The organism is Streptomyces carpinensis (genome assembly GCF_002154505.1).
In the GTDB taxonomy this organism is placed as follows: domain Bacteria; phylum Actinomycetota; class Actinomycetes; order Streptomycetales; family Streptomycetaceae; genus Streptomyces; species Streptomyces carpinensis.
On sequence record NZ_MUBM01000086.1, the window covers coordinates 72,302 to 92,322 of the forward strand.

General features: G+C 69.2%; 15 protein-coding genes and 2 pseudogenes. 10 read left to right on the top strand and 7 right to left on the bottom strand.

Features of this window, described 5'->3' with window-relative positions; translation table 11 throughout:
• Positions 1-23: 23 nt before the first annotated feature.
• A complete protein-coding gene (locus BZY54_RS12930; RefSeq protein WP_086725312.1) occupies positions 24-1,472 on the top strand; it encodes an alpha-L-fucosidase in 1,449 nt (482 codons plus the stop codon).
• A gap of 158 nt (positions 1,473-1,630) precedes the next feature.
• Here BZY54_RS12930 and BZY54_RS12935 read toward each other — a convergent pair whose 3' ends face one another.
• On the bottom strand, positions 1,631-3,796 hold the full coding sequence (locus BZY54_RS12935; RefSeq protein WP_158103857.1) for a family 20 glycosylhydrolase: 2,166 nt from the start codon (positions 3,794-3,796) through the stop codon (positions 1,631-1,633).
• 80 nt (positions 3,797-3,876) lie between these two features.
• Complete coding sequence (locus BZY54_RS12940; RefSeq protein ID WP_086725314.1) at positions 3,877-7,047, bottom strand: GH92 family glycosyl hydrolase; 3,171 nt, start codon at positions 7,045-7,047, stop codon at positions 3,877-3,879.
• Between the two features lie 690 nt (positions 7,048-7,737).
• Between BZY54_RS12940 and BZY54_RS55370 the strand changes: the two genes are divergently transcribed.
• The 5 genes and pseudogenes from BZY54_RS55370 to BZY54_RS12965 all read left to right on the top strand — a co-directional run.
• Entirely contained in the window at positions 7,738-8,007 is a 270-nt protein-coding gene (locus BZY54_RS55370; RefSeq protein WP_425276274.1) for a PAS domain-containing protein, read from the top strand.
• A gap of 725 nt (positions 8,008-8,732) precedes the next feature.
• Complete coding sequence (locus tag BZY54_RS12955) at positions 8,733-9,821, top strand: hypothetical protein (RefSeq protein ID WP_086725316.1); 1,089 nt, start codon at positions 8,733-8,735, stop codon at positions 9,819-9,821.
• Between the two features lie 274 nt (positions 9,822-10,095).
• Positions 10,096-10,254, top strand: a complete 159-nt coding sequence (locus tag BZY54_RS50840; protein ID WP_158103859.1) for a hypothetical protein — start codon at positions 10,096-10,098, stop codon at positions 10,252-10,254.
• A gap of 845 nt (positions 10,255-11,099) precedes the next feature.
• A complete protein-coding gene (locus BZY54_RS12960; protein WP_086725317.1) occupies positions 11,100-11,378 on the top strand; it encodes a WhiB family transcriptional regulator in 279 nt (92 codons plus the stop codon).
• Between the two features lie 221 nt (positions 11,379-11,599).
• Positions 11,600-12,039: pseudogene (locus BZY54_RS12965) on the top strand (ATP-binding protein); the annotation flags it as partial.
• 119 nt (positions 12,040-12,158) lie between these two features.
• On the opposite strand, the gene BZY54_RS12970 reads toward BZY54_RS12965, so the two are convergent.
• A complete protein-coding gene (locus tag BZY54_RS12970; protein WP_086725318.1) occupies positions 12,159-13,073 on the bottom strand; it encodes an AraC family transcriptional regulator in 915 nt (304 codons plus the stop codon).
• 85 nt (positions 13,074-13,158) lie between these two features.
• On the opposite strand from BZY54_RS12970, the gene BZY54_RS12975 reads away from it, so the two are divergent.
• A complete protein-coding gene (locus BZY54_RS12975) occupies positions 13,159-14,157 on the top strand; it encodes an SDR family NAD(P)-dependent oxidoreductase (RefSeq protein WP_086725319.1) in 999 nt (332 codons plus the stop codon).
• Between the two features lie 148 nt (positions 14,158-14,305).
• Here BZY54_RS12975 and BZY54_RS12980 read toward each other — a convergent pair whose 3' ends face one another.
• The gene (locus tag BZY54_RS12980) at positions 14,306-15,574 is read right to left on the bottom strand and encodes an MFS transporter (protein WP_086725320.1); all 1,269 of its coding nucleotides are present in this window, start codon (positions 15,572-15,574) and stop codon (positions 14,306-14,308) included.
• A 133-nt stretch (positions 15,575-15,707) separates the two neighbouring features.
• Here BZY54_RS12980 and BZY54_RS12985 point away from each other — a divergent pair, with 133 nt between their 5' ends.
• On the top strand, positions 15,708-16,643 hold the full coding sequence (locus BZY54_RS12985) for a LysR family transcriptional regulator (protein WP_086725321.1): 936 nt from the start codon (positions 15,708-15,710) through the stop codon (positions 16,641-16,643).
• A 132-nt stretch (positions 16,644-16,775) separates the two neighbouring features.
• Here BZY54_RS12985 and BZY54_RS12990 read toward each other — a convergent pair whose 3' ends face one another.
• Both BZY54_RS12990 and BZY54_RS12995 read right to left on the bottom strand, forming a co-directional pair.
• The gene (locus BZY54_RS12990; RefSeq protein WP_086725322.1) at positions 16,776-17,336 is read right to left on the bottom strand and encodes a cysteine hydrolase family protein; all 561 of its coding nucleotides are present in this window, start codon (positions 17,334-17,336) and stop codon (positions 16,776-16,778) included.
• Entirely contained in the window at positions 17,333-18,157 is an 825-nt protein-coding gene (locus tag BZY54_RS12995) for an alpha/beta fold hydrolase (RefSeq protein WP_086725323.1), read from the bottom strand. The genes BZY54_RS12990 and BZY54_RS12995 overlap by 4 nt, the downstream gene beginning before the upstream one ends.
• Positions 18,158-18,214: 57 nt before the next feature.
• Between BZY54_RS12995 and BZY54_RS13000 the strand changes: the two genes are divergently transcribed.
• The gene (locus BZY54_RS13000; protein WP_086725324.1) at positions 18,215-18,700 is read left to right on the top strand and encodes a MarR family winged helix-turn-helix transcriptional regulator; all 486 of its coding nucleotides are present in this window, start codon (positions 18,215-18,217) and stop codon (positions 18,698-18,700) included.
• 25 nt (positions 18,701-18,725) lie between these two features.
• Here the strand turns inward: BZY54_RS13000 and BZY54_RS13005 are convergent, their stop codons facing one another.
• A complete protein-coding gene (locus tag BZY54_RS13005) occupies positions 18,726-19,067 on the bottom strand; it encodes a VOC family protein (RefSeq protein WP_086725338.1) in 342 nt (113 codons plus the stop codon).
• A gap of 430 nt (positions 19,068-19,497) precedes the next feature.
• Between BZY54_RS13005 and BZY54_RS50245 the strand changes: the two are divergent.
• Positions 19,498-20,021 (top strand): annotated as a pseudogene (locus tag BZY54_RS50245) (hypothetical protein); the annotation flags it as partial.

A 20,021-nucleotide genomic window follows, 5' to 3' on the forward strand; every position in this document is an offset into this window, starting at 1 on the left:
GCAGCCGGGCCGGTCGTCGTGCGATGCTCGCGCAGACACGCGGCGACGCGCCCCGGGCACGGCTGGGACGAGCACGACACCCCCGACACCGAGCACCTGAGCGGTCGAGCCTCCCCCACGAGCCCTGGGCCACTCCTCCACCCGAGGAGCGGCGGTTCCCTGACACAATTGACGGAGCTGTCACAATGACGTCGCAACGCTGGTTCACCGAGGCCAAACTCGGAATCTTCATCCACTGGGGCATCTACAGCGTCGACGGCGTCGCCGAGTCCTGGTCGTTCTTCGACGGCCGGATTCCGTACGACGACTACATGGCGCAACTCGACCGATTCAGCGCCGCCCGCTTCGACCCGGACACATGGGCTGACCTCTTCGTCCGCGCGGGCGCCCGTTACGCCGTGCTCACCGCCAAGCACCACGACGGAGTCGCACTGTGGGACACCGGTGCGAACGACGTGTCGGTCGTCAAACGCACTCCCGCCGGGCGTGACCTGGTCGCCGAGTACGTCGCGGCGCTGCGCCGACGGGATGTGAAGGCCGGTCTCTACTACTCCCACCTGGACTGGTCCCACCCGGACTACGCCACAGTGCGCAGGCCCGACGAGGACCCGGCGGAACGCGGCAACCCGTACTCGATGCCCGCTCCCGGCGAGGAGGACCCGGCCCGATGGGGGAACTTCCTGGACTTCCACCGGACCCAGGTCCGCGAGCTCCTGGAACGCTTCCAGCCCGACCTTCTGTGGTTCGACGGCGAGTGGGAGCGAACCCCCGAACAGTGGGGCATGGACGCTCTGGCCGGGGAGATCCGTACGCGCTCCCCGCACACCGTCGTCAACGGCAGACTGACAGGCCACGGTGATTACGCGACGCCCGAACAGGGCGTGCCCATCGAGCCACCGGCCGGCCCATGGGAGCTGTGCCTGACCATCAACGACTCCTGGGGCTATCAACCCCAGGACACCCACCACAAGTCGCCGCGGCAGCTGGTCCGGATCTTCGCGGAGACCATCGGCGGTGGTGGCAATCTGCTCCTCGACGTGGGTCCACAGGCCGACGGCACCATCCTCCCGGAGCAGGTCGCGCGTCTGGAGGCCCTGGGGGAGTGGATCGGCCGGCACTCCGCCGCCGTGTACGGGACGGACCGAGGTATGCCGCACGGCCACTTCTACGGCCCCTCGACACTCTCCGCCGACCGCAGGACGCTGTATCTCTTCGTCTTCGACCGCCCCAACGAATTCGTGGTCCTGCGCGGTGTGCGCAACGCGGTGACCTCGGTACGGGTGCTCGGCGCGGACACGGAGGCGCCGCACGAGCGCGTCGGCGGCCTCGGCGAGGTACCCGGATGGGAGTACATCCACCTCGCCGATGCCGACCTCGACCCGCTGTGCACCGTGCTTGCCCTCGAACTCGACGGCGAACTCGACCTCTATAGGACCCACGCGCGGGACCAGGCCGTGCCCGACGGGTCGTGAGTCGCGTGGACATCACTCCCGGCACGGCCTTCTGACGGTGTTCACCCTCCGCACGGCCTGACCGGGCCACCGGCAGCGGCCGGAGCCGCCCACCTCGCACACGGTCGCTCCGCCCGTGCCCGGGGTTCCCCACGATCGTGGGGAACCCCGGGCACGTGTCACTTCTGCGGAGGGTTCAACTCAAGCGTGTCGACCGGCTGTCGGAAGCCGGGTGCGTGGCCGAGCCTGCGCAGGTAGGGATCGAAGGCCGCGAAGTCGGCGACCGGATCGGGCGAGTTCCACACCGACTGGGCGTGCACCCGCAGCCTGGGCAGCAGCGTCTGGGTGAGGACGTACTCGGGGGCCCAGCCGTGCGGGTCGTCCCAGATCGGGAAGAACTGCCCGACGCTGTTGCTCCCGGCAGGCACGCTGTAGGGGGCGCCCCAGCCGCCGGAGTACACATACGGGCTGCCGTACGTGGTCCATTGGTCGGCGGGCCACGGCTGGTTGATGGTGTTGTTCTTGTTGTCGGCCGTGAGCGGCGGCCACAGGTCGTGGTACAGGTCGGACGACGAACCGATCAGGGTGAAGCCCGCGTCCAGGTAGGCGCCGGCCGGAGGCGCGTCGTAGATCTGCGCCCAGTAGTCGATCGTGATGTCGCGGCTGAGCCGGACGGCTCCACCGGCCGGATCGCTGATCATGTCGTCCCACATCCAGGCTCCGCGGCCGTCCTTGGCGAGTTCGCCCGAGAGGTAGTTGAACAGCGCCTTGTAGCCGTCCTCGCCGGTGGCCTTCGGCCCGGCGAGTCCCCGGACCCAGGACAGCAGCCGTGGATTGTCCGCGTCGAAGAACTCGTCGCCGCCGAGGTGGACGTACGGGGCGTCGAACGTCGCGCCGATCTCCCGGACCCACCGTGCCAGATGCTCACGCACATCGGCACGGGAGTAGTCGTAGCCCGTCTTCTCGGGCAGTGCGTACTCGGGATACACCTGCGTGTCGAGGCTGCTGTGTCCGGGTACGTCGATCTCGGGGACGATGGTGACGTGGTACCGGCGGGCGAACGCGACGAGGTCGGCGATCTGTGCCTTGCTCCACGAGCCGCCGGCCGGCAGCCGGTCGACCAGCTTCGGCGCCACCGCGCTCTCCACCCGCAGACCCTGATCGTCCTTCACCCGCAGCTGCAGGTAGTTCATCTTGGTGTAGGCGAGGTCCTTGATCTGGTTCTTCAGCCAGCCGATCGAGTAGTAGCGCCGCCCGGAGTCGACCTGCAGCCCGCGAAACGTCTGGTCGGTCCAGTCCGTCACCACGCCGGCGGGCAGCCGACCCGCCGACCGGAGTGCCTGCAGGATGGTCTGAGCGCCGTAGAACGCGCCGGTGCCGGAACCACCGGTGACCACGACGGCGTTCTCGTCGATGTCCAGCCGGTAGGCCTGGGACGCCAGGGCTTGTGCCTTGACCGGGGCGGCGGACAGGTCCACGGCGCCTGTGGTCAGCAGGATTCCCCGCGCCACGCGGGCGTGGTCGTCCACAGTTCGGACCGTGGCCGTCCGCACCAGCTTGGCGTCGACGAACTCCTTGGCGATCCGTTCGGCGTCGTCACGCAGTGCGGCGGCCTGCCCGCGGCGCACGAAGATGCCGAGGTCGCCCTGCGGCCGCCAGGACTCTCCGTCGTGACGTGTGAAGGACTGCACCGCCGGGATGGTGACCGGGAACCCGTTCGCTCCCAACGCGCGGGTGTCGTCGGCGGGCGCGGGTGCCGGGTCGGCCGCCGGGCCGACCCTGCGCACCGCGAAGTCGTCGCAGTAGCCGGGGCCGGAGCCGCTGCCCAGCTCGTTCAGGAAGCAGAACGCGTTCAGCTCATGGGTGCGCGGCCCGGTGGTGATCGTGCGGGTCACCGTGGTCCAGGTCGGGCTGCTGACGTCGGCGTAGTTGGCGGCGCCGCGGTAGAACGCGGCGTTCTCGGCGTCGAAGACACCGACCCGCACCGACGCGTTCCCCTCGGTGCGGACCTTGGCGGTGAACGCGTAGACGGTGTTGGGCTGCACCTGCCGGACCGGCTTGTTGACCATCCCGCGCGAGACCCCCGTGCCGCGCACCGGAAGATTGCCGCCGCGCGGGTACCGGCTGTCCCCGTCGTAACCGAGCCCCACCTGCGCCGCGTGGCCCGATCCGGACGCGCCCGGGGCGACGAGGGAGGCGTGGTAGTACTCACCGCCGTCGAATGTCCCGGATTCGAACCCCGGGTCGGTCATCACCGGGTCGCCGTCGTCGGCGCTCGCAGGGGAGCCGCCCAGCGCCGTCAGTGTGGTGGCGCACAGGGTCAGTGCCGCAACGGTCGCCAGCATGCGCCGTGACACGGTCACGAGGTTCCCTTTCTCTTCGACTTCAGGCTTCGCTGTGATCCGGGCAGTGCGTGCCGATGCGGTCATCGCGGGTTCACCTCGACCTCGGCGAGCGACAGGGGCGCGGTGGTGGCGAGCTGGATACGCACGTACCGTCCGGTGGCGTCGAGCGGGACGATCGTGGGAGTGGCCGCGGTGTCCGCACGGCGGACGGCGGTCACACCCGGCTGTGCCAGTGTCGCGGCGAGCGAGTCACTGGTGAACGGGGCGTCGGAGACGAGCACGTAGTAATCGGTCAGGCGCTCCGAGCAGCAGTCGGTGCGGTTCCACACCTTCACGTCGGAGATGGCCTTCGACGCTCCGAGGTCGACCTGCCACCAGGGCTCCGCCGAGCCGTCCTCGGCGGTGTGGGTGACCGAGCCGACGGTGAAGTTGCCGTCGGTGTTGCCGTCGACCGCCCGCGATGCCACACCGCCCCAGGCGGTGCTCTTCTGCGTGGCCGGCCTGCCGTAGGAGAGAGAGGTGACCTTCAGCGCGATGAACGTGCTGCCGAGCGACTCACCGGTGGACGCGTTGGTCATCTTGACTTCGACCGTGTGGGCGCCGGGCTTGGCGGAGCCGTCCGCGGCAACCGTCACCGGGGTTGCGGCCCGGCCGCCGGCGTCGACCGTCAGACTCCCGGAAGCCGGTGACACGGTGATGCCGTCTGAGGGAGCGGCGCTGAACGCCACCTTGGTCGGGGAAGCCGAGAGGTTGACCGCCCCCACGTTCGCCTGAAGGCTGCTGCCCGGTTCGAGCAGCGCCGGACTGGCGTCGGGCACCGAGGAGAACGGCCGGACACCGGCCTGCATCGTGCCGTGGCGCGGCGGCTGACTGCCGCTTCCGCGGCCCCAGTCGGTGCTCGCCGGGTCGGAGGTGAGGGCGAACCGGATCGTGCCCGCGCGCAGCAGATCACTGTGCGAGATCCACGACTTGGACCAGGCCTGGTCGCCAACGTGCACCGACGAAACGTATTGCAGCTTCGACCGGTCCGCCCCCGGTGCGACGATGTCGACAGGGCGGCCGCCGTCCGGTTGGATCCGGACCCGGTCGAACATCGGCGCGGTGAGCACGTACTCGCCGGAGCCGGGCATCACCTCGTAGACGCCGATCATGGACCAGATCAGCCAGGACGATATGGTGCCGAGGTCGTCGTTGCCGGGCATGCCGTAGGCGTCGTCGGTGAACAGCGGCTGCGCCGCACGCAGCACCGCGGAGGTCTTCCACGGCTGGTCGGTCCACGCGTACATCCAGGGCGTGTGCAGATCGGGCTCGTTGTTCGGGTTGAAGGCGAAGTTGTTGTGGTAGTCGTACGCCCCGACCACCCACGACTTCTTGGCCACTCCCGTGTGGTCGCGGAGAAGTTCCGGCATGTCGAAGAAGGTGTCGAGTCGCTGTTCGGCCTTGGCCTTGCCGCCCATCAGCGCGAAAAGCCCCGGGGCGTCCTGCTGCGCGAGCCACTGGTACTGCCATGGGGTGCCTTCGTGGAAGCCGGTGCTCTGTGTCGGGTCAGCGCTGCCGACCCAGGTTCCCTCCGGGGTGCGGGCCCGTGGGAACCCGTCGAACCCCTTGGAACTCACCCCGAGATCCCACTCGTTGCCGAAGTTCTCGCACCGTGCCCGCAGCGTTTCGGCCTTTGCGCGCTCACCGAGGCCCTGGGCCATGTCGGCCAGACCGCAGTCGGCCAGCGCGTACTCCAGCGTCGCCGAGCCCGCCTGACGGGAGTCGCCCCAGGTGTAGCCGCCCTTGTCCTGGTAGCCGATCCATCCGTTCCGCACATAGGTCGGATTGCCGTCGCGGCCCCGGAAGACGGACTGGTCGGCCGGCACCTCGGTGACGTTCTTCCACAGTGCGTCGAACAGGGACCGTGCGGTGGGCTTGTCGAGCAGCCCGCGGGCGTACAGGGAGGTGATGAACGGCGTAGGGCCCTCCCCACTCATCACGTTGGTCTCGCTCGGACCGAGCGCCCAGCGCGGAAGCCAGCCGCCGTCCTGGTAGACACGCAGGAGCGACTTCGCGATGTCGGTGGCGCGTCGCGGTTCGAGCAGCGCGACGAGCTGGTTCTGCGCGCGGTAGGTGTCCCAGAGCGAGAACATCTGGTAGTACGGCCGGTCGCTGCGGTGAACCTGCTTGTCGAAGCCCATGTACCGGCCGTCGACGTCGGAGCCGACCGACGGGTGGAGCGTCGCACGGTAGAGGGCGGAGTAGAACGTGCGCCGGTCGACGTCGCTGCCGCCGGACACCTGCAGCCGCCCGAGCTGGCGCGCCCAGGTCCGGTGCGCGGCGGCCCGCACGGAGTCGAAGGTCTGGTCCGCACTCTCGGTCCCTCGGTTCAGCCGGGCGCCGTTCACCGAGGTGTAGGAGACGCCGACGGTCGCGCCGACCTGGCCGCCGCCGCTGAACCCGACCATCGCGCCGCCGTCGGCCCGGGAGCCGTCCGAGGACGTACCGCTGATGTCCGCCGACCGGCGGTCCGAGGTGACGTCGCCGCCGTCCGCCCAGGTGCCGAACTTGTCGAACGGCCGGTCGAACTTGGCGCTGAAGAAGACCTTGTACCGTTCCTTGCCCGTCTCCCAGCAGAAGTTGCCGCCGGTGATCCAGCCCTCGACGGTGTTGTCGCCGACGACGTCCACATGGCCGGCGTAGGTGTAGCCGTTGCTCGAGCCGACGTTCACCACGACCGTGCGCTGCGAGGCGTTCGCCGGGAAGGTGTAGCGGTGCCAGCCGGTCCGCTCGGTCGCCGTCAGCTCGGCGGTCACCCCGCTGTCCAGGCCGACCTTGTAATACCCGGGCTCGGCGTGCTCGTCGGCGTGGCGGAAACCGGCCGCCTGCTGGTCCGGTTGTGTCCCGGGGAATCCACCGGGCACCGGCATCAGCCGGAAGTTGCCCGCGGTCTGGCAGCCGACGCCGGACAGGTGCGTCTGGCTGAATCCCAGGATCTTCGAGTCGGCGTAGTCGTACGAGGCGTACGAGTTGAGCCGGGTGTCCGGGCTGTTCTGTACCATCCCGAAGGGAAGCGCCGCCCCTGGGAACGTCGTACCCGACCCGTTGTTCCCGATCGAGGTGTTCACATACGCCGTCGGATCCTCGGGGAAAAGTGGTCCTACCTTTGTTGACGCGACCGCGGTCGTTGTCAGTGTGCTGCTGATCAAGACAGCCGCAGATGCCATGGTAGACAGGATGCGGACCAGACGGGCTGGTCTCGGCAATCGCATGGGCCCCCCCTAAGAGGTCGGATAACTGCTGGCGTGACATCGTTGTCACATTCGAATGCCCCGTCAAGGCCCCGCGTGTGGCGGATCATTGACGAGATGTGAGGGCGTCGCGAAGGAGCAGCCGACAGGCACCGGCCGGAGGCGTGCGACATCGCACGAGGAGGCCGCTTGGTGCCAAGATCGGTGACGGCATGTCGTCTGCCGGTTCTCCGCAGCTGAAGGGGCCGTGGAGTACCCGGGCGAACGATGCCGTCGGCGACCCCCGACAGAGCGGTGGAACGCCCCATCCGCTGCGTCTTGCTCCTCGGCCTACTGAGCGGCCGGTCCGAGGAGGCGATGATCCGGGCGGTGAGGTCCGGGTCGGGCATCCGCGGATCGAAGGTTCTGCGCTTCCCGGTCGCCGCACCGCACCGCGTTGACCATGCCCGTCATGGTGAGCGGTCCGGTGTGCCGGTCACCGACCTCCAGCGCCCGCGGGGACGGTGACCGCCGCTCCCCACTCCCGCCCGTACGGCGGCATGTACCACGCCCGGCTCCGGCGGCGTCGCGTACCCGGCATCGGCCGGCCGGTGCGGCTGCGGGCGTTTCCAGCATGAGGCACCGCATGGGAATCGAGAGCAGGCTGGGAGTGGAGGTGAGGCTGATGACGAGGATGCTCCCCTGGTGGTGGTCGATGACGGCGGGGCAGTGGTGCAGTGGAGCCGCGAGGCGGAGGAGCTGCTGGGGCGCGCCGCAGCCGAGGTGCTGGGGCAACCGGTCGGCCGGGTGGTCAGCCGCACCGTGACAGCCGCCGCCCGCCGTGTGCTCTCCCGGCTCCGTGGGGATCGTCCGGCGTCGAGGGCGGACCTACGGGTGAGGCGGTTTCGCATGTCCGGGTCCGCGATCTGGACACGTTGCGTCGGCACTTCCCCGGTCTGGGCCCGGAGGAGATCGCCGATCACTTGGTCACCGGGGCGGTGAGGGGCACCGAGGTCGTCGGAGCAGGCGTAGGTTCCGCCGCGGCGTTGCCCACTCCTCCGGCCATGCCCGTCGAGCTGGCCGCAGGCATCCTCGGGACGGCGTCCGTCGAGTGGAAACTCATCGCCGAACTTCACGAGGTGTACGGTCTGCCTGCGCCTGGAACCGCTCGACAGCGTGCCGCACTGTATCTCGCGGATGGACGGAAGGGCGCGGCCTGAACATTACGACACCACAAGGCTCGCCCAGGCCATCCGTGCCGACCTGCACGCGCGCCAGGTTCCCTGGACCGCGCTGCCCACGCAGGAGCCGGGTGCCGACTCCTGAGCCACCGCCGTTCGGTTCATGGACTCTTTTCCGCCCTGCCGCGCCGACGATCCCACCCGGGGCGTCGGCCATTGCGACTGCCACAGGGGGCGGCTGCAGGCCCTACACGCGGGTCGCGCAGCCACAACGAGCGTCATGGCCCGGTGCAGCGCCGTCACCGAAGCCGTGGGCGAAGCAGCGCCGATGCGAATGCATGACATCCCTGAGGTGGCACTGTGTCAGCTGGGGCAAGGAACCTGCTTGGAAAAAACGACTGGCCCCAACTGTGGACTTTGGGTGAAGATCAGTAGCAGCCCCCTGCTGCGGCCACCCGGCAACACACCCCAAGACAGCAAGCCATTCGGCAGAAACGATTCTACGGGCGCCAACACGCTTGCCCACACAACAACGAGGAGCCTGACATGCACGCACGCCACGCGGCCGCAGCCCTGACCGTCGTGGTCGCAACAGCGGTTGGGGCCACAACCGCCTGCAGCGCCTTCCAGAACCTGTCGACGGCTGAGAAGGTGAACAACGCCTTCAACAAGCTGAACGACGGCCACGAGGCCACCATCGACTTCCAGCTGAAGGCAACCACCGACCAGCTCCTCGCTCTCGACGCCGCGGCCTCCAGCAGCGACTCCAAGATGACCAGAGACCAGGCCAAGCAGATCTCCGGCCTCGGCATCACCGTGTCGATGCGCTCCAAGAAGCCGCTGAAGGACGCCCTCAAGGCCAGCAACACATCAACGGGCAAGCTCGACCCCAGCCTGGACATGGACCTCGCCATCCACAACGGCGCCCACACCAGCCTGGCCGAGTACCGCTCCATCGCGGGCAAGGCCTACATGAAGCTCAACATCGCGGAACTCGCCAAGCTCGGCGGCGACAACAAGAACGCCGCGGAGCTCCAGCAGCTGCAGGCCATGACGGACTCCATCCCGCGGGCACTCGAGCCGATCAGGCGCCTCCTGCAGGGCAACTGGGTCTCCATCGACCCGGCCAAGTTCGCCAAGCTCTCCAAGCAGGCAAGCGGCGACACCAAGCCCAGCCCGATGCCGTCCCTGAACCCCGACCAGCAGCAGAAGATCAGCGACACCCTGTCCAAGATCATCGCTAAGGACGCGACCTTCTCCGACAAGGGCACCAGCGACGGCATCGACACCATCGAGATCAAGGCGAACGCCCGCAAGCTCATAACGGACATCCAGCAGCAGGTCTTCCCCCACCTCAAGGACGTCCCCGGAGTGGGCGGCAAGTTGCCCACCTCAGCACCCACCAGCGTCCCGACCGCCCCGGCGACGGTCACCGTCAAGCTGAACAAGGACGGCGGCACCCTGAACACCATCGCGCTCGACCTGGGTCAGTTCGACACCAGCAGCAAGGGCAACCACTTCCCCCTCGCCATGACGTTCAAGGACACCGCTACCAACATGACCGCGCCCGCCGGCGCAATCGAGTTCGACCCGAACTCCATCGAGGACCTGATGGCCACCTCCCTCGGAGGCTGACCCCAACAGGCCAAACACGAAGGCCCGAGCCGCAGCCGCGGCCCGGGCCTTCTCCTTCGGGGCGGCCTTCACGCGGAAGACCGCGTTCTCGCAGCCCTGGCACGTCCGGCCCTGTGAGTGCCGACAATCCTGTCACCTATGCTGAGCTGGGGCTTCAGGGTCACGATGTGATCACATCGACGGTACTCTTGAGCCTGCTCACGCACGCCTGGGAAGCCTGACGAACCGTCTGGTCTACCGCTTCGGCTGCCTTCTGCTCGGCCGGCTGCGCCTGATGGCCCGCTCCTCCGCGGCCAAGGATGTCGAGCTGCTGATGCTCCGGCGCCAGCTGGCCGTCCTGCACCGCAACCCCAAGCCGGCCTTCACTCGCGGGGACCGCGCGGTACTCGTGGCCCTGCTCCCCCTGCTGACCAGCGGCACCGTTCAGCGCTGAAACTGCTGGTCAACCGCGGACCGTGCTGCGCTGGCACGCGAGACTGGTCGCAAAGAAGTGGACCTACCCGCGCCAGCGCCCAAGTCGTCCGGCCAAGCCCGAGGCACTGCGCGCCCAGTGGTGCGCCTGAAGCGCGAGAACGGCGGATTGGGTATCGCCGCAGTCGACGGTGCGTGATGCGGCAAAAAGTACCGGGCCGCACGCTTCTGACCAACCGCAGGGCCGTGGCCGTCGATCACACCCTGCACTGGTCAACCTGGCGACGACGGCGCCAACACCAGGCCCGCATCAGCCACTACAAACGACGCGGACACAGCCCCTGACCTGGCCATCAGTCACGGCAAGCACCGTTGCAGTACTAGCCGACCAGGCCGCTGTGGCGGGCCCTGAACAGCGCGGCGATGGTCACAGCGTCGCGAGTCCCGCGCGGCGGCTTGGAGCCGGGGGAAGATGCGCAGCGGCTCTACGGAAACTCGAGGAGGAGGCCGGCCTGACCGCACAGTCAACGCGCACCATCGGCGTCCTTCACGCCGATACCGGACTCATCGATACGCCTATGCATGTCTGCCTCGCCGTAGTGCAGCCAGCCGGCAGCACACGGGCCGCCCCGAAGTAACCGAGTGTGCAGCCGCCACAGCCAGGGACCGCCGTCCGACCGGCACGAGACATGAGAGGGGGCAGGCGACCGTTCCGTACCCTGCCCGGGCCACCGGCCCACGGGTGCTCCCTCGGGATGTGTGGTTTCAGCAGGTCAGGGAACTGATCTTGACACTGGCAGGTGCTGCGGAGTCGAGTGTCCTGAGTGGTGGACGGCGAAAGGTCGTTGCGGAGAGCTGAGGGGGGTCATGGGCAGCGTCGAATGGGTTGAGAGCGCGGCGTGCCGTAACGGGGACCCGGAGGAGTTGTTTACGCAAGGCGTCCAGCAGAACCAGGCGAAGGCGGTATGCACCGGGTGCTTGGTGCGCACCGAGTGCCTGGCCGAAGCGCTCGACAACCGGATCGAGTTCGGCGTGTGGGGCGGCATGACGGAGAGAGAGCGACGTGCGCTGCTGCGCCGCAGGCCGCATGTCGTCTCCTGGCGGGCGGTGCTGGAGGAAGCCCGCCGCGCACGACGATCTTCATGAGACGAACCGCACTCCTGGGCACTGACAACGAGTCCGATCCGGATCGCAGTTGGCAGTGCGCGGCACCACTGAGTCCGTGCAATCACCGCCTGGTCGGCCGTGGGGCAGGACCCGCAGTGAGACGGCGCCGCTGCGCGACGCCGTGGTTGAGGAGGCGATTCCTCCAGGGCCTGCAGGCACGGGGTTCCTCGCCAGAAACCGGCTGAAAGGGCAACGAGGGTCCCGGCGACGCCATCCTGCTGCTCGCCCGCATCCGGGCACTCCCCGCCGATCACGTCGCCACCTGGCCTTTGGACCAGGACCCCGCGGCTGCGGCCACGGCGCGCACCCACGTTCGTGCTCAGCTCACCGACTGGGGGTGGACGAGGAGACGGTGTACGCGACCGAGCTCATCGTGAGCGAGTTGGTCGCCAACGGCGTCCGCTACGGCAGGGCGCCCCTTCGCCTGCGTCTGATCAAAGACCGCGCCCTGACCTGCGAGGTTCATGACGCCAGCCCCGTCACGCCCCGCCTGCGCCATGCGCGGACCATCGACGAGGGCGGACGAGGTCTGTTCATCGTCGCCCAGCTCGCCGAGAACTGGGGCACGCGGTACACACCCGAGGGCAAGACGGTCTGGGCGGAACAGGCACTCCCGTCGGTCACGCCGCAGCCCTGGTGAGAGGGTCACGCAGTCGGCCACGGCGCCAAGTGTCATCGAGCTCCTTCCGGTGCGACGAGACACCGACGGCAGGAACCGGATCAGCGGTGGCCTCTCGCGCGGTCTCCTCCTCGACGGCATCAAGGCGTCGTCGGGCGCTTGCGGTAGTCACCGGGAGGCATCCCGAGGACCCTTTTGAAGGCGACGCTGAGGGCACTCTCGGATCCGTAACCCACGGAGCGGGCGATGGAGGCGAGTGTTCCACCGCCTTCCCGCAGCTGCTGGGCCGCGAGCTCGATGCGCCACCGCGTGAGGTATTCCAGTGGCCCCTGGCCAACCGTGTCCTTGAAGCGAGCGGCCAGGGTGGACCGGGACACCCCGGCGGCGCGCGCCAGTTCGGCCACGGTCCACGAGTGCGCCGGATCGCGGTGCAGGGAGGCCAGCGCGGGGGCGACCACGGGATCTCCGAGGCCGGCCAACCACCCCGACACCGCATGCGGCTCACGCGCGAGATGCAGACGCAGCACATGGACGAGCATGACGACGGCGAGATGCTCCGCCACCAGAGTGGAACCCATCTGCCGGCGCATCAGTTCCTGGTCGATCGCGGTGAGCGCCCACTGCACCGTCTCCGCATGCCGGGTGCCGGCCGGAACATGGATGACGGGGGGAAGCCTGTCCAGCAGCAGTTCGTGGGCACGGGTCCCGAAGGAGAAGCGACCCCCGACGAGGAAGACCTCGTCGCCCTGGGCCACCCTTGCGATGCCGTCCTCGGCCCGGGCGAACAGGGGGCCGGCGGCAACAGGGACGGCCTCCGGATCGCTGCGGAGCGTGAAGGGTCGCTGACGTGCGAGAAGGTAACAGTCACCTTCCGCCAGCCCGATCGGCTCGTCGACCCCGTCGACTTCCAGCAGGCAGGAGCCGCGTCGTACGGCATTGAACTTCACGCCCTGGGGGGCGTCGAACCGAACGGCCCATCGTCCTCCCGCCGCCAGGCTCACGGACAGATGACTGCGTGTCTCCAGCAGGGTCAGCACATCTTCAAGAGGATCCACGCCCACTCCCTTGGTTGGACTACTGCTAAAGAATCTAGGACGATCGCTTATAGGACGTCCAAGCCGGTCGTCGTAGCGTGGCCGCATGACGACGAACGCCCCGGCCGACAGGCCCTCGCAGAACGACTTCGCCCTCCTGACCACGCCCTTCTCCGCCCACGCACGTGCACAGGAGGTGATCGACGGTGTCGATCTCACCGGCCGACGTGCCGTGGTCACCGGCGGCGGCTCGGGCATCGGCGCCGAGACCGTCCGGGCCCTGGCCGTCGCCGGTGCGGAGGTCGTGATCGCCACGCGCCGCCCGGAGTCCGCAGAACCGCTCGTCCGGGAGCTCACCGCCGTCCGCCGCGCGGGCCGGGTACGCGCGGCGGCACTCGATCTGTCCGATCCGACCTCGGTCGACGCCTTCGTACGGGCATGGAGCGGGCCTCTCGACATCCTGGTGGCCAATGCCGGGATCATGGCCCTTCCCGCGCGTGTGCTCACCCCGGGCGGCTGGGAGATGCAGCTTGCCACCAATTACCTCGGCCACTTCGCACTGGCCACCGGTCTGCACGCGGCTCTGCGGGACGCCGGCTCCGCCCGCATCGTGGTCGTCAGCTCCGGTGCCCACCGGGGCGTGCCCTTCGACTTCGAGGATCCTCACTTCGAGCGGCGGCCGTACGACCCCTGGGCCGCCTACGGGCAGTCCAAGTCCGCCGACATCCTGTTCACGGTGGGCGCCCGCCGCTGGGCGGCCGACGGAATCACGGCCAACGCGCTCAACCCCGGCTACATCCTCACCCGCCTGCAGCGGCACCTCGACGACGACACCATGCGCGCGTTCGGTGTGATGGACGGCGAGGGGAATGTCAGGCCGCTGCCGTATTACAAGAGTCCCGACCAGGGGGCCGCCACCTCCGTCCTGCTGGCCGCCTCGCCTCTCCTGGAGGGCGTCACCGGCCGCTATTTCGAGGACAACCAGGAGGCGCGCGTCGTCCAGGGCGACGAGGATCAGCCTGGGGGCGTGGCCGCCCACGCGCTCGACCCGAAGGCAGCCGACCGGCTCTGGGAGTACGGCACCGCCGTCCTCCGCTCTGCTTGATCGGCCGTCGACTGAGAGTGCCGCGCCGCCATCCCCACCGGCCGCAGCGGAGGCCGTCGCGCTCGTCTCCGAGCCGTATGCGGAGGGGTGGACCACTTCGAGGCGGGGGGCGGCGCAGCCCGATCGCGGCGTCGGCCGTGGCGGCGCGTCAGGCGCGGCTGGGTGCCGGTTCCGGCTCGGAGAGAGTCGCTGCCGCGCGGCGGGGGAGCAGCAGCGGGGTCGCCAGCAGGAGCACGCCGGCCAGGCCGATGGCCGTCCGCGGGCCGAGCAGACCGCCCAGCACGCCCCAGACGGCCGTCAGGAGTGCGGTCGAGGCCTTGGTCGTCACCGTCCAGGCGGACAGCGTGCGGGTGATCCGGTCAGGCGCGGTGCGCTCGAGACGGTAGGTGGCGTAGACGGGGTTGAAGACGCCGCAGCAGAAGATGAGCCCGAGTTCGACGCCCATCACCAGCAGCAGCCCTCCGGTGCCCGGCCGCAGGAAGGCCAGGCCGACGGGCCAGAGGGCGCGCAGCGAACCGACCACGACCAGGACCCGGTGCTGACCGAACCGGGTGACGAGCGGTCGGGCCAGCCGCGAACCGAGCAGTCCGCCGATCGAGGGCGCGGCGAAGGCGAGGCCGTACTCCCACGGTGCGTACCCGAGTCGGCCGAGCATCAGGACGGCCAGCAGTGGCTCGGCGGCCATCACCAGGCCGTTGAACAAGGCGGTGTTGAAGAACAGCGGACGCAGCGTCGCGTCGGCGAGGATGTACCGCCAGCCGTCGAGCAGGTCCCCGGCCCGCATGCGCGCGGCCTCCCGGCGCTCGGGCCGGGGCTCGTGCCCGCCGATCGCGCGGATGCCCAGGGCCGAGAGCAGGTAGCTGACCGCGTCGGCCACCACCGTCGCCACCGGACCGAGAAGTCCGATCGCTGCGCCGCCCAGCGGCGGTCCGATGATCGTGGTCGTCCAGGCCGTGGACTCGAACCGCGCGTTGGCGACGAGCAGGTCCTCGGCCGGCAGCAGCGTCTTCAGATACGCGCCGGAGGCGGCGCGGAAGGTGATGTCGGCCGCCGCCACGACGACCGAGACCAGCAGGAGCTGAAGGAAGGTGAGCACGCCGAGCGCGAACGCGGTGGGAATCGTCAGCAGCGCCGCGAACCGCGCCAGGTCCATCGCGATCAGCACCGGCCGCTTGCGCCGGAACTCCACCCACGGGCCGAGCGGCACCGCCACGGCCGCCCCCACCGCAGCGCCCACGGAGGAGAGCGCGGCGACCTCGGCCGGTCCGGCGTGCAGCACCTGGATAGCGATCAGCGGGAACGCGCCGAAAGCGAGCCACGTGCCGAGCGCGCTGGTCCCGTAGGCTCCCCAGAGCCACCCGAACCGCCGCCCGAGCCGATGTCCGAGCAGATGTCCCAGCCGGTGCCCGCTCCTCATGCCTGACGCCCCTCGCCACTCACCCGCACAACCGATCCGTGATCGGAAGCATCAAAGCGAGCACCATGTCCAGGGGGCAAACAACTACACAGCCGCCGGCCACAACCAACCGTTGTGTCTATAGGGTATCGGCATGGATCTCGACGCCGTCCGGACCTTCGTCGCCGCCGCCGACGCGGGGCAGTTCGCGGAGGCCGCAGCCGAGCTGGCGGTCACCCAGCAGGCCGTCTCCAAGCGCATCGCCGCGCTGGAGCGAAACCTCGGCGTGCGGCTGTTCACCCGCACCGCCCGCGGCGCGGAGCTCACCATCGACGGGCAGGCGTTCCTGCCCCACGCGCGTGAACTGCTGCGTGTGGCCGAGCGCGCGGTCGCGTCCGTGGGCACCGGCCGCCGTCCGCTGCGCGTCGACGTGATCGCCTCGCGCGTCGCGCCGTCGGGCCTGATGCGCGGCTTCCACCGCGCACACCCCGAGGTCGACCTCGACGTGGTGATGCTGTTCGACATCGAATCGGCCGTCGCCGCCATCCGGTCCGGCGCGATCGACGCATCCTTCCGCGCCGTGGCCATGCCCGGCCAGCCCCTTCCCGAGGACATCGAGTCCGTCCGGGTGCTCGACGAACCACTCCAGCTCCTCACCGGCCCCGCCCACGCGCTGGCGGGCGCCCGATCGGTGACCGTCGCCCAGCTCGCCGGGCACCGGATCTGGATGCCCGGCATCGTCCCCGGCACCGAGTGGGCCGCCTACTACGACGACCTCGTCGCCGAGTACGGCCTCACCATCGAGGCGACCGGCCCCAACTTCGGCTCCGACGCGCTCCTCGACACCGTCGCCGACACCCCGGCCCTGGCCACCTTCATGGGCGAGCACACTCGCCTCGTCTGGCCCGCCGGCCACGGCCTGCGCCGCATCCCGGTGACCGACCCGACACCCGTCTACCCGCACTCCATCCTCTGGCACCGCGACAACTCCCACCCGGGACTGACCACCCTCCGTTCCCACCTGGCCGCCACGACGGCCGGCCACGACGCCGCCGGGACCTGGACCCCGGGCTGGGTGCTTCCGCGCTGAAGCCGCCACGTCCTCGATCACCGTGGCCCGATCGAACGACGGTGACTCGGGGGCGTGGCCATGGTCGGGGAGCAGCCTGCCGAGTGGGATCGCCCTGCCGGCCGCTCATGGTGTCGTCCACGTGGTGCGGCGCTATCGGGCCGCGATCGCATCGAGCCAGTCGTCGACGGTGACGACGTCCGCCCACTGCGGGAACAGCTTCTCGGTGAGCACCCGGTGCACCTCTGGGTCGAGGTCCAGGCAGGCGTCGGGGAGGACGGTGAGGCCGAAGTCGAGGTCGTTGGCATGGCACAGGGTGTGCAGCACCACAGCGCTGGTGGCGATGCCGGTGAGCACGAGGCTGTCGATGCCGCGTGCCCTCAGCACCACGTCGAGATCGCTGCCCGAGAACGCGCTCGCCCGTCTCTTGGTGACCACCACGTCGTCCGGCCGGGGCGCGATCTCGGGGTGGATCTCAGTGCCTGTGTCGCCCTCGACGTGGAGGCCGGCCCGCGCGATGGCGGTGAGAGCCCTGTTGCGCGTCCCGACTTCCGGGAAGCCGGGACGTAACGCGATGACCACGTAGATCACGGGGATGTCGGCCGCTCGGGCGCCGTCGATCGCCCTGCGCAGGCGTGGCAGGTATCCGGAGCCGTCGTCGGCGATCTCCACGATGGCCCGTTGGACGTCCATCACGAGGAGGGCTTTGCTCATGCTGTCTCCAGGAACGAGGTCAGTTCGGCGTTGAAGCGTGCAGGATTCTCCATGTTCGGGTAGTGCGCGGAGTCCGGCACGGTGGTGGTGCGTCCGTCGGGGACGAGCTCGGTCAGGCGGTCGGCCATGGCCAGGTGGTCCGGGGCGTCCAAGGCGCCGTTGACGGCGCACACGGGGACGGGGATGCCGGCGGCGCGCTCCCAGGTGGCCGCGACGGGCACTCGATGGTCCGGCTCGCCGGGTGCGTGCTTGCCGAGGGTGCCGAGTGCCATCTCCCGCACCCAGCTCACGACATCGGGATCGACGTCGGCCAGGTCGCGGTGCGGGCCGGCGGTGAACCGCTGGAACGCGTCGGCCCAGCCGGCCACGTCACCCGCAGCCAGGGCCTGCCCCTGGGCGGCGAACACGTCCAGCGCCCACGGGTCCTCGAAGACGGGCTCGCTGGTGCCGACACCGCTGACGACGACCGCGCGGACCAGTTCCGGGTGTTCCAGCACGCAGTCGACGGAGGTGGCCCCGCCCATCGACACGCCGACCAGCACGGCCGGTGCGGCGTCCAGGCCCCGCAGCAGCGCGGCGACGTCGTCAGCGGGCCGGAAGGGGCCGGTCGCGTTGTCCGAGGCACCGTGTCCGCGGGCGTCGAATGCGATGACCCGGTGGCTCGGGGCGAAGGTCCGGAGCTGGTGCTGCCACATGCGGTGATCGAGGAAGCCGCCGTGCAGGAACACCAAGGGCGGTCCGGCCCCGACCTCACGGTAGGCGAGGCGGCCGCCGGCGGTCTCCAGGGAACGGATCGGGACGGATGCGAGATCGGCACTCATGGCAACCAAGGTGTCATCTCTCTCGCGACTTGACAACCAAGGTGTCATGATGACGGGATGACGGACGAACGCACCGCGGCCCTCGCCGCGGCCTCCCCGGACGAGGTGGCCGAACGCCTCACGGAGGTCTTCGGCCTGGTCGGCCCCCTCTACCGGCGGGTCCAACGCAAGGTGGAGCAGCAAGTACCGGCCGAGGGTCTGTCGGTCGGGGTGCGCGCCGTACTCGATCTGCTGCGGGTCCAGGGCCCGATGACGGTGCCACAGATGGGGCGGGCTCAGGCGCTCAGCCGGCAGTTCGTGCAGCGCATGGTGAACGACGCCGCCCGGCACGGCATGGTGGAGATCCTCGCCAACCCGGCACACCGCCGATCGTCGCTCATCCGGCTCACCGATGAGGGCCGGGCCGCGATCAGTGCGGTACGGGCCCGTGAGCACGCACTGCTGCGTCAGGTCGACGGCGATCTGACCATCGCCGACATCGACGCCTGCATCCGCGTCCTCGGCGCGATGCACGCGCTGTTCGATGACGTGGACGTGGACTGAGCGACTGTAGGTGTCGGAAGTGGGGTCAGCCTGGGGCGCCGCCGAAGCTGATCTCGTTGCCATCCGCGTCTCGGTAGGTCACCTTGGTCACGCCACCGTCGTACGTCTCGCGCTTCGTGGGCTCGATGCCCCGCCGACCGGCCTCGGCGACTCGGGTGTCGAGGTCGTCGACGAACGACAGCACCAGGGCGTTTCCCGCCCGTTCCGGGTCCTCCACGATGTAGATGTAGCGATGCTCGGCGACCTCCCAGACCGCCTCGATGTCGTTGGGCAGAAACGACGGCTGCCCGCCGAAGAACCGTTCGTACCAGGGCAGCGCCACGGTGTAGTCGGTGACGGGGATGCCGGCGAAGAGGTCCAGAGCCATGCCGTCCTCCATGTGGAGTCGATGTGTGGTCCGTACTGACTTCGGCGGCGTCGAGAAGTCATCGGTTGTCCACCTCCCATGACCTGCCCGGGCGACGCCACCCTGCACCGCTGTAGGTGAGGTCGGCCTCAGCCCAATCGGTCACGTCGCGCGCACCGCGCGGACGACGGGCCGGGGGCTGGCGGGCGGAGAGCGGCGCAGGTCTGACAGGCCTCAACGACCTGAGGCCGCCCCGGCATCCGCGATCACGCCAGTGCCGCCCGGAGCGCAGGACGCCACCGGGAGGGACGCTGACCATGCACGGGCGGGACATGGCAGACTGCCAACATCCGTGTAGCAGCCAGTACTTACCGCCCGCTTACTTGCGTCCCGGGCATTATGGCCGAAATCTGCTCCCGCCGACTCGGCGCTGCTACTCAGAAGTGAGATCATGGCTGACACCCCTGCCGGCAAGGATCAGTCGAGCCACGTGAAGGATTCGAAACCTCCGACGTACGGGCAGCAGTACCTGAACTCCGGACGCTCCCAGTCGAGCCGCCAAGGCCCGACGGGTAACTCCAGACTGCGGCCTACGGTGCGGATAAGGCTGACGCTGCTGTATGGGGGCATGTTTCTGGTCGCCGGCGCGGCGCTGATTTCGATCATTTATCATCAGATAGCGCAGGGCCTGGAGAGCAGTGCCGAAGCCGCGAAGATATCCGCGGCCCAAGACGTTACTCTGTACAGCGAGGCATGCCCGGCCATCAGCCAGGCCCGCGATTTCAGTGAACTCAACGCCATTGTACGTGAGTGCTTGAACGGACAGCATGCTGCTGCGCTTGAATCACTGCAACGAAAATCACTGTTGTGCCTGCTGTCCCTGACGGTGCTCGCGTTTGCTATCGGTTATGTCTTGGCCGGCCGAGTACTGCACCCCCTTGGCCGCATCACTAATACTCCAGCTGTAGATCGTGA

Excerpts from the sequence above, each read along its gene's own strand:
- BZY54_RS12930 (WP_086725312.1), top strand. The coding sequence starts at position 24 with ATGCTCGCGCAGACACGCGGCGACGCGCCCCGGGCACGGCTGGGACGA.
- BZY54_RS12935 (WP_158103857.1), bottom strand. The coding sequence starts at position 3,796 with ATGCTGGCGACCGTTGCGGCACTGACCCTGTGCGCCACCACACTGACG.
- BZY54_RS12940 (WP_086725314.1), bottom strand. The coding sequence starts at position 7,047 with ATGCGATTGCCGAGACCAGCCCGTCTGGTCCGCATCCTGTCTACCATG.
- BZY54_RS12955 (WP_086725316.1), top strand. The coding sequence starts at position 8,733 with ATGCACGCACGCCACGCGGCCGCAGCCCTGACCGTCGTGGTCGCAACA.
- BZY54_RS50840 (WP_158103859.1), top strand. The coding sequence starts at position 10,096 with ATGGCCCGCTCCTCCGCGGCCAAGGATGTCGAGCTGCTGATGCTCCGG.
- BZY54_RS12960 (WP_086725317.1), top strand. The coding sequence starts at position 11,100 with ATGGGCAGCGTCGAATGGGTTGAGAGCGCGGCGTGCCGTAACGGGGAC.
- BZY54_RS12975 (WP_086725319.1), top strand. The coding sequence starts at position 13,159 with ATGACGACGAACGCCCCGGCCGACAGGCCCTCGCAGAACGACTTCGCC.
- BZY54_RS12980 (WP_086725320.1), bottom strand. The coding sequence starts at position 15,574 with ATGAGGAGCGGGCACCGGCTGGGACATCTGCTCGGACATCGGCTCGGG.
- BZY54_RS12985 (WP_086725321.1), top strand. The coding sequence starts at position 15,708 with ATGGATCTCGACGCCGTCCGGACCTTCGTCGCCGCCGCCGACGCGGGG.
- BZY54_RS12990 (WP_086725322.1), bottom strand. The coding sequence starts at position 17,336 with ATGAGCAAAGCCCTCCTCGTGATGGACGTCCAACGGGCCATCGTGGAG.
- BZY54_RS12995 (WP_086725323.1), bottom strand. The coding sequence starts at position 18,157 with ATGAGTGCCGATCTCGCATCCGTCCCGATCCGTTCCCTGGAGACCGCC.
- BZY54_RS13000 (WP_086725324.1), top strand. The coding sequence starts at position 18,215 with ATGACGGACGAACGCACCGCGGCCCTCGCCGCGGCCTCCCCGGACGAG.
- BZY54_RS13005 (WP_086725338.1), bottom strand. The coding sequence starts at position 19,067 with ATGGCTCTGGACCTCTTCGCCGGCATCCCCGTCACCGACTACACCGTG.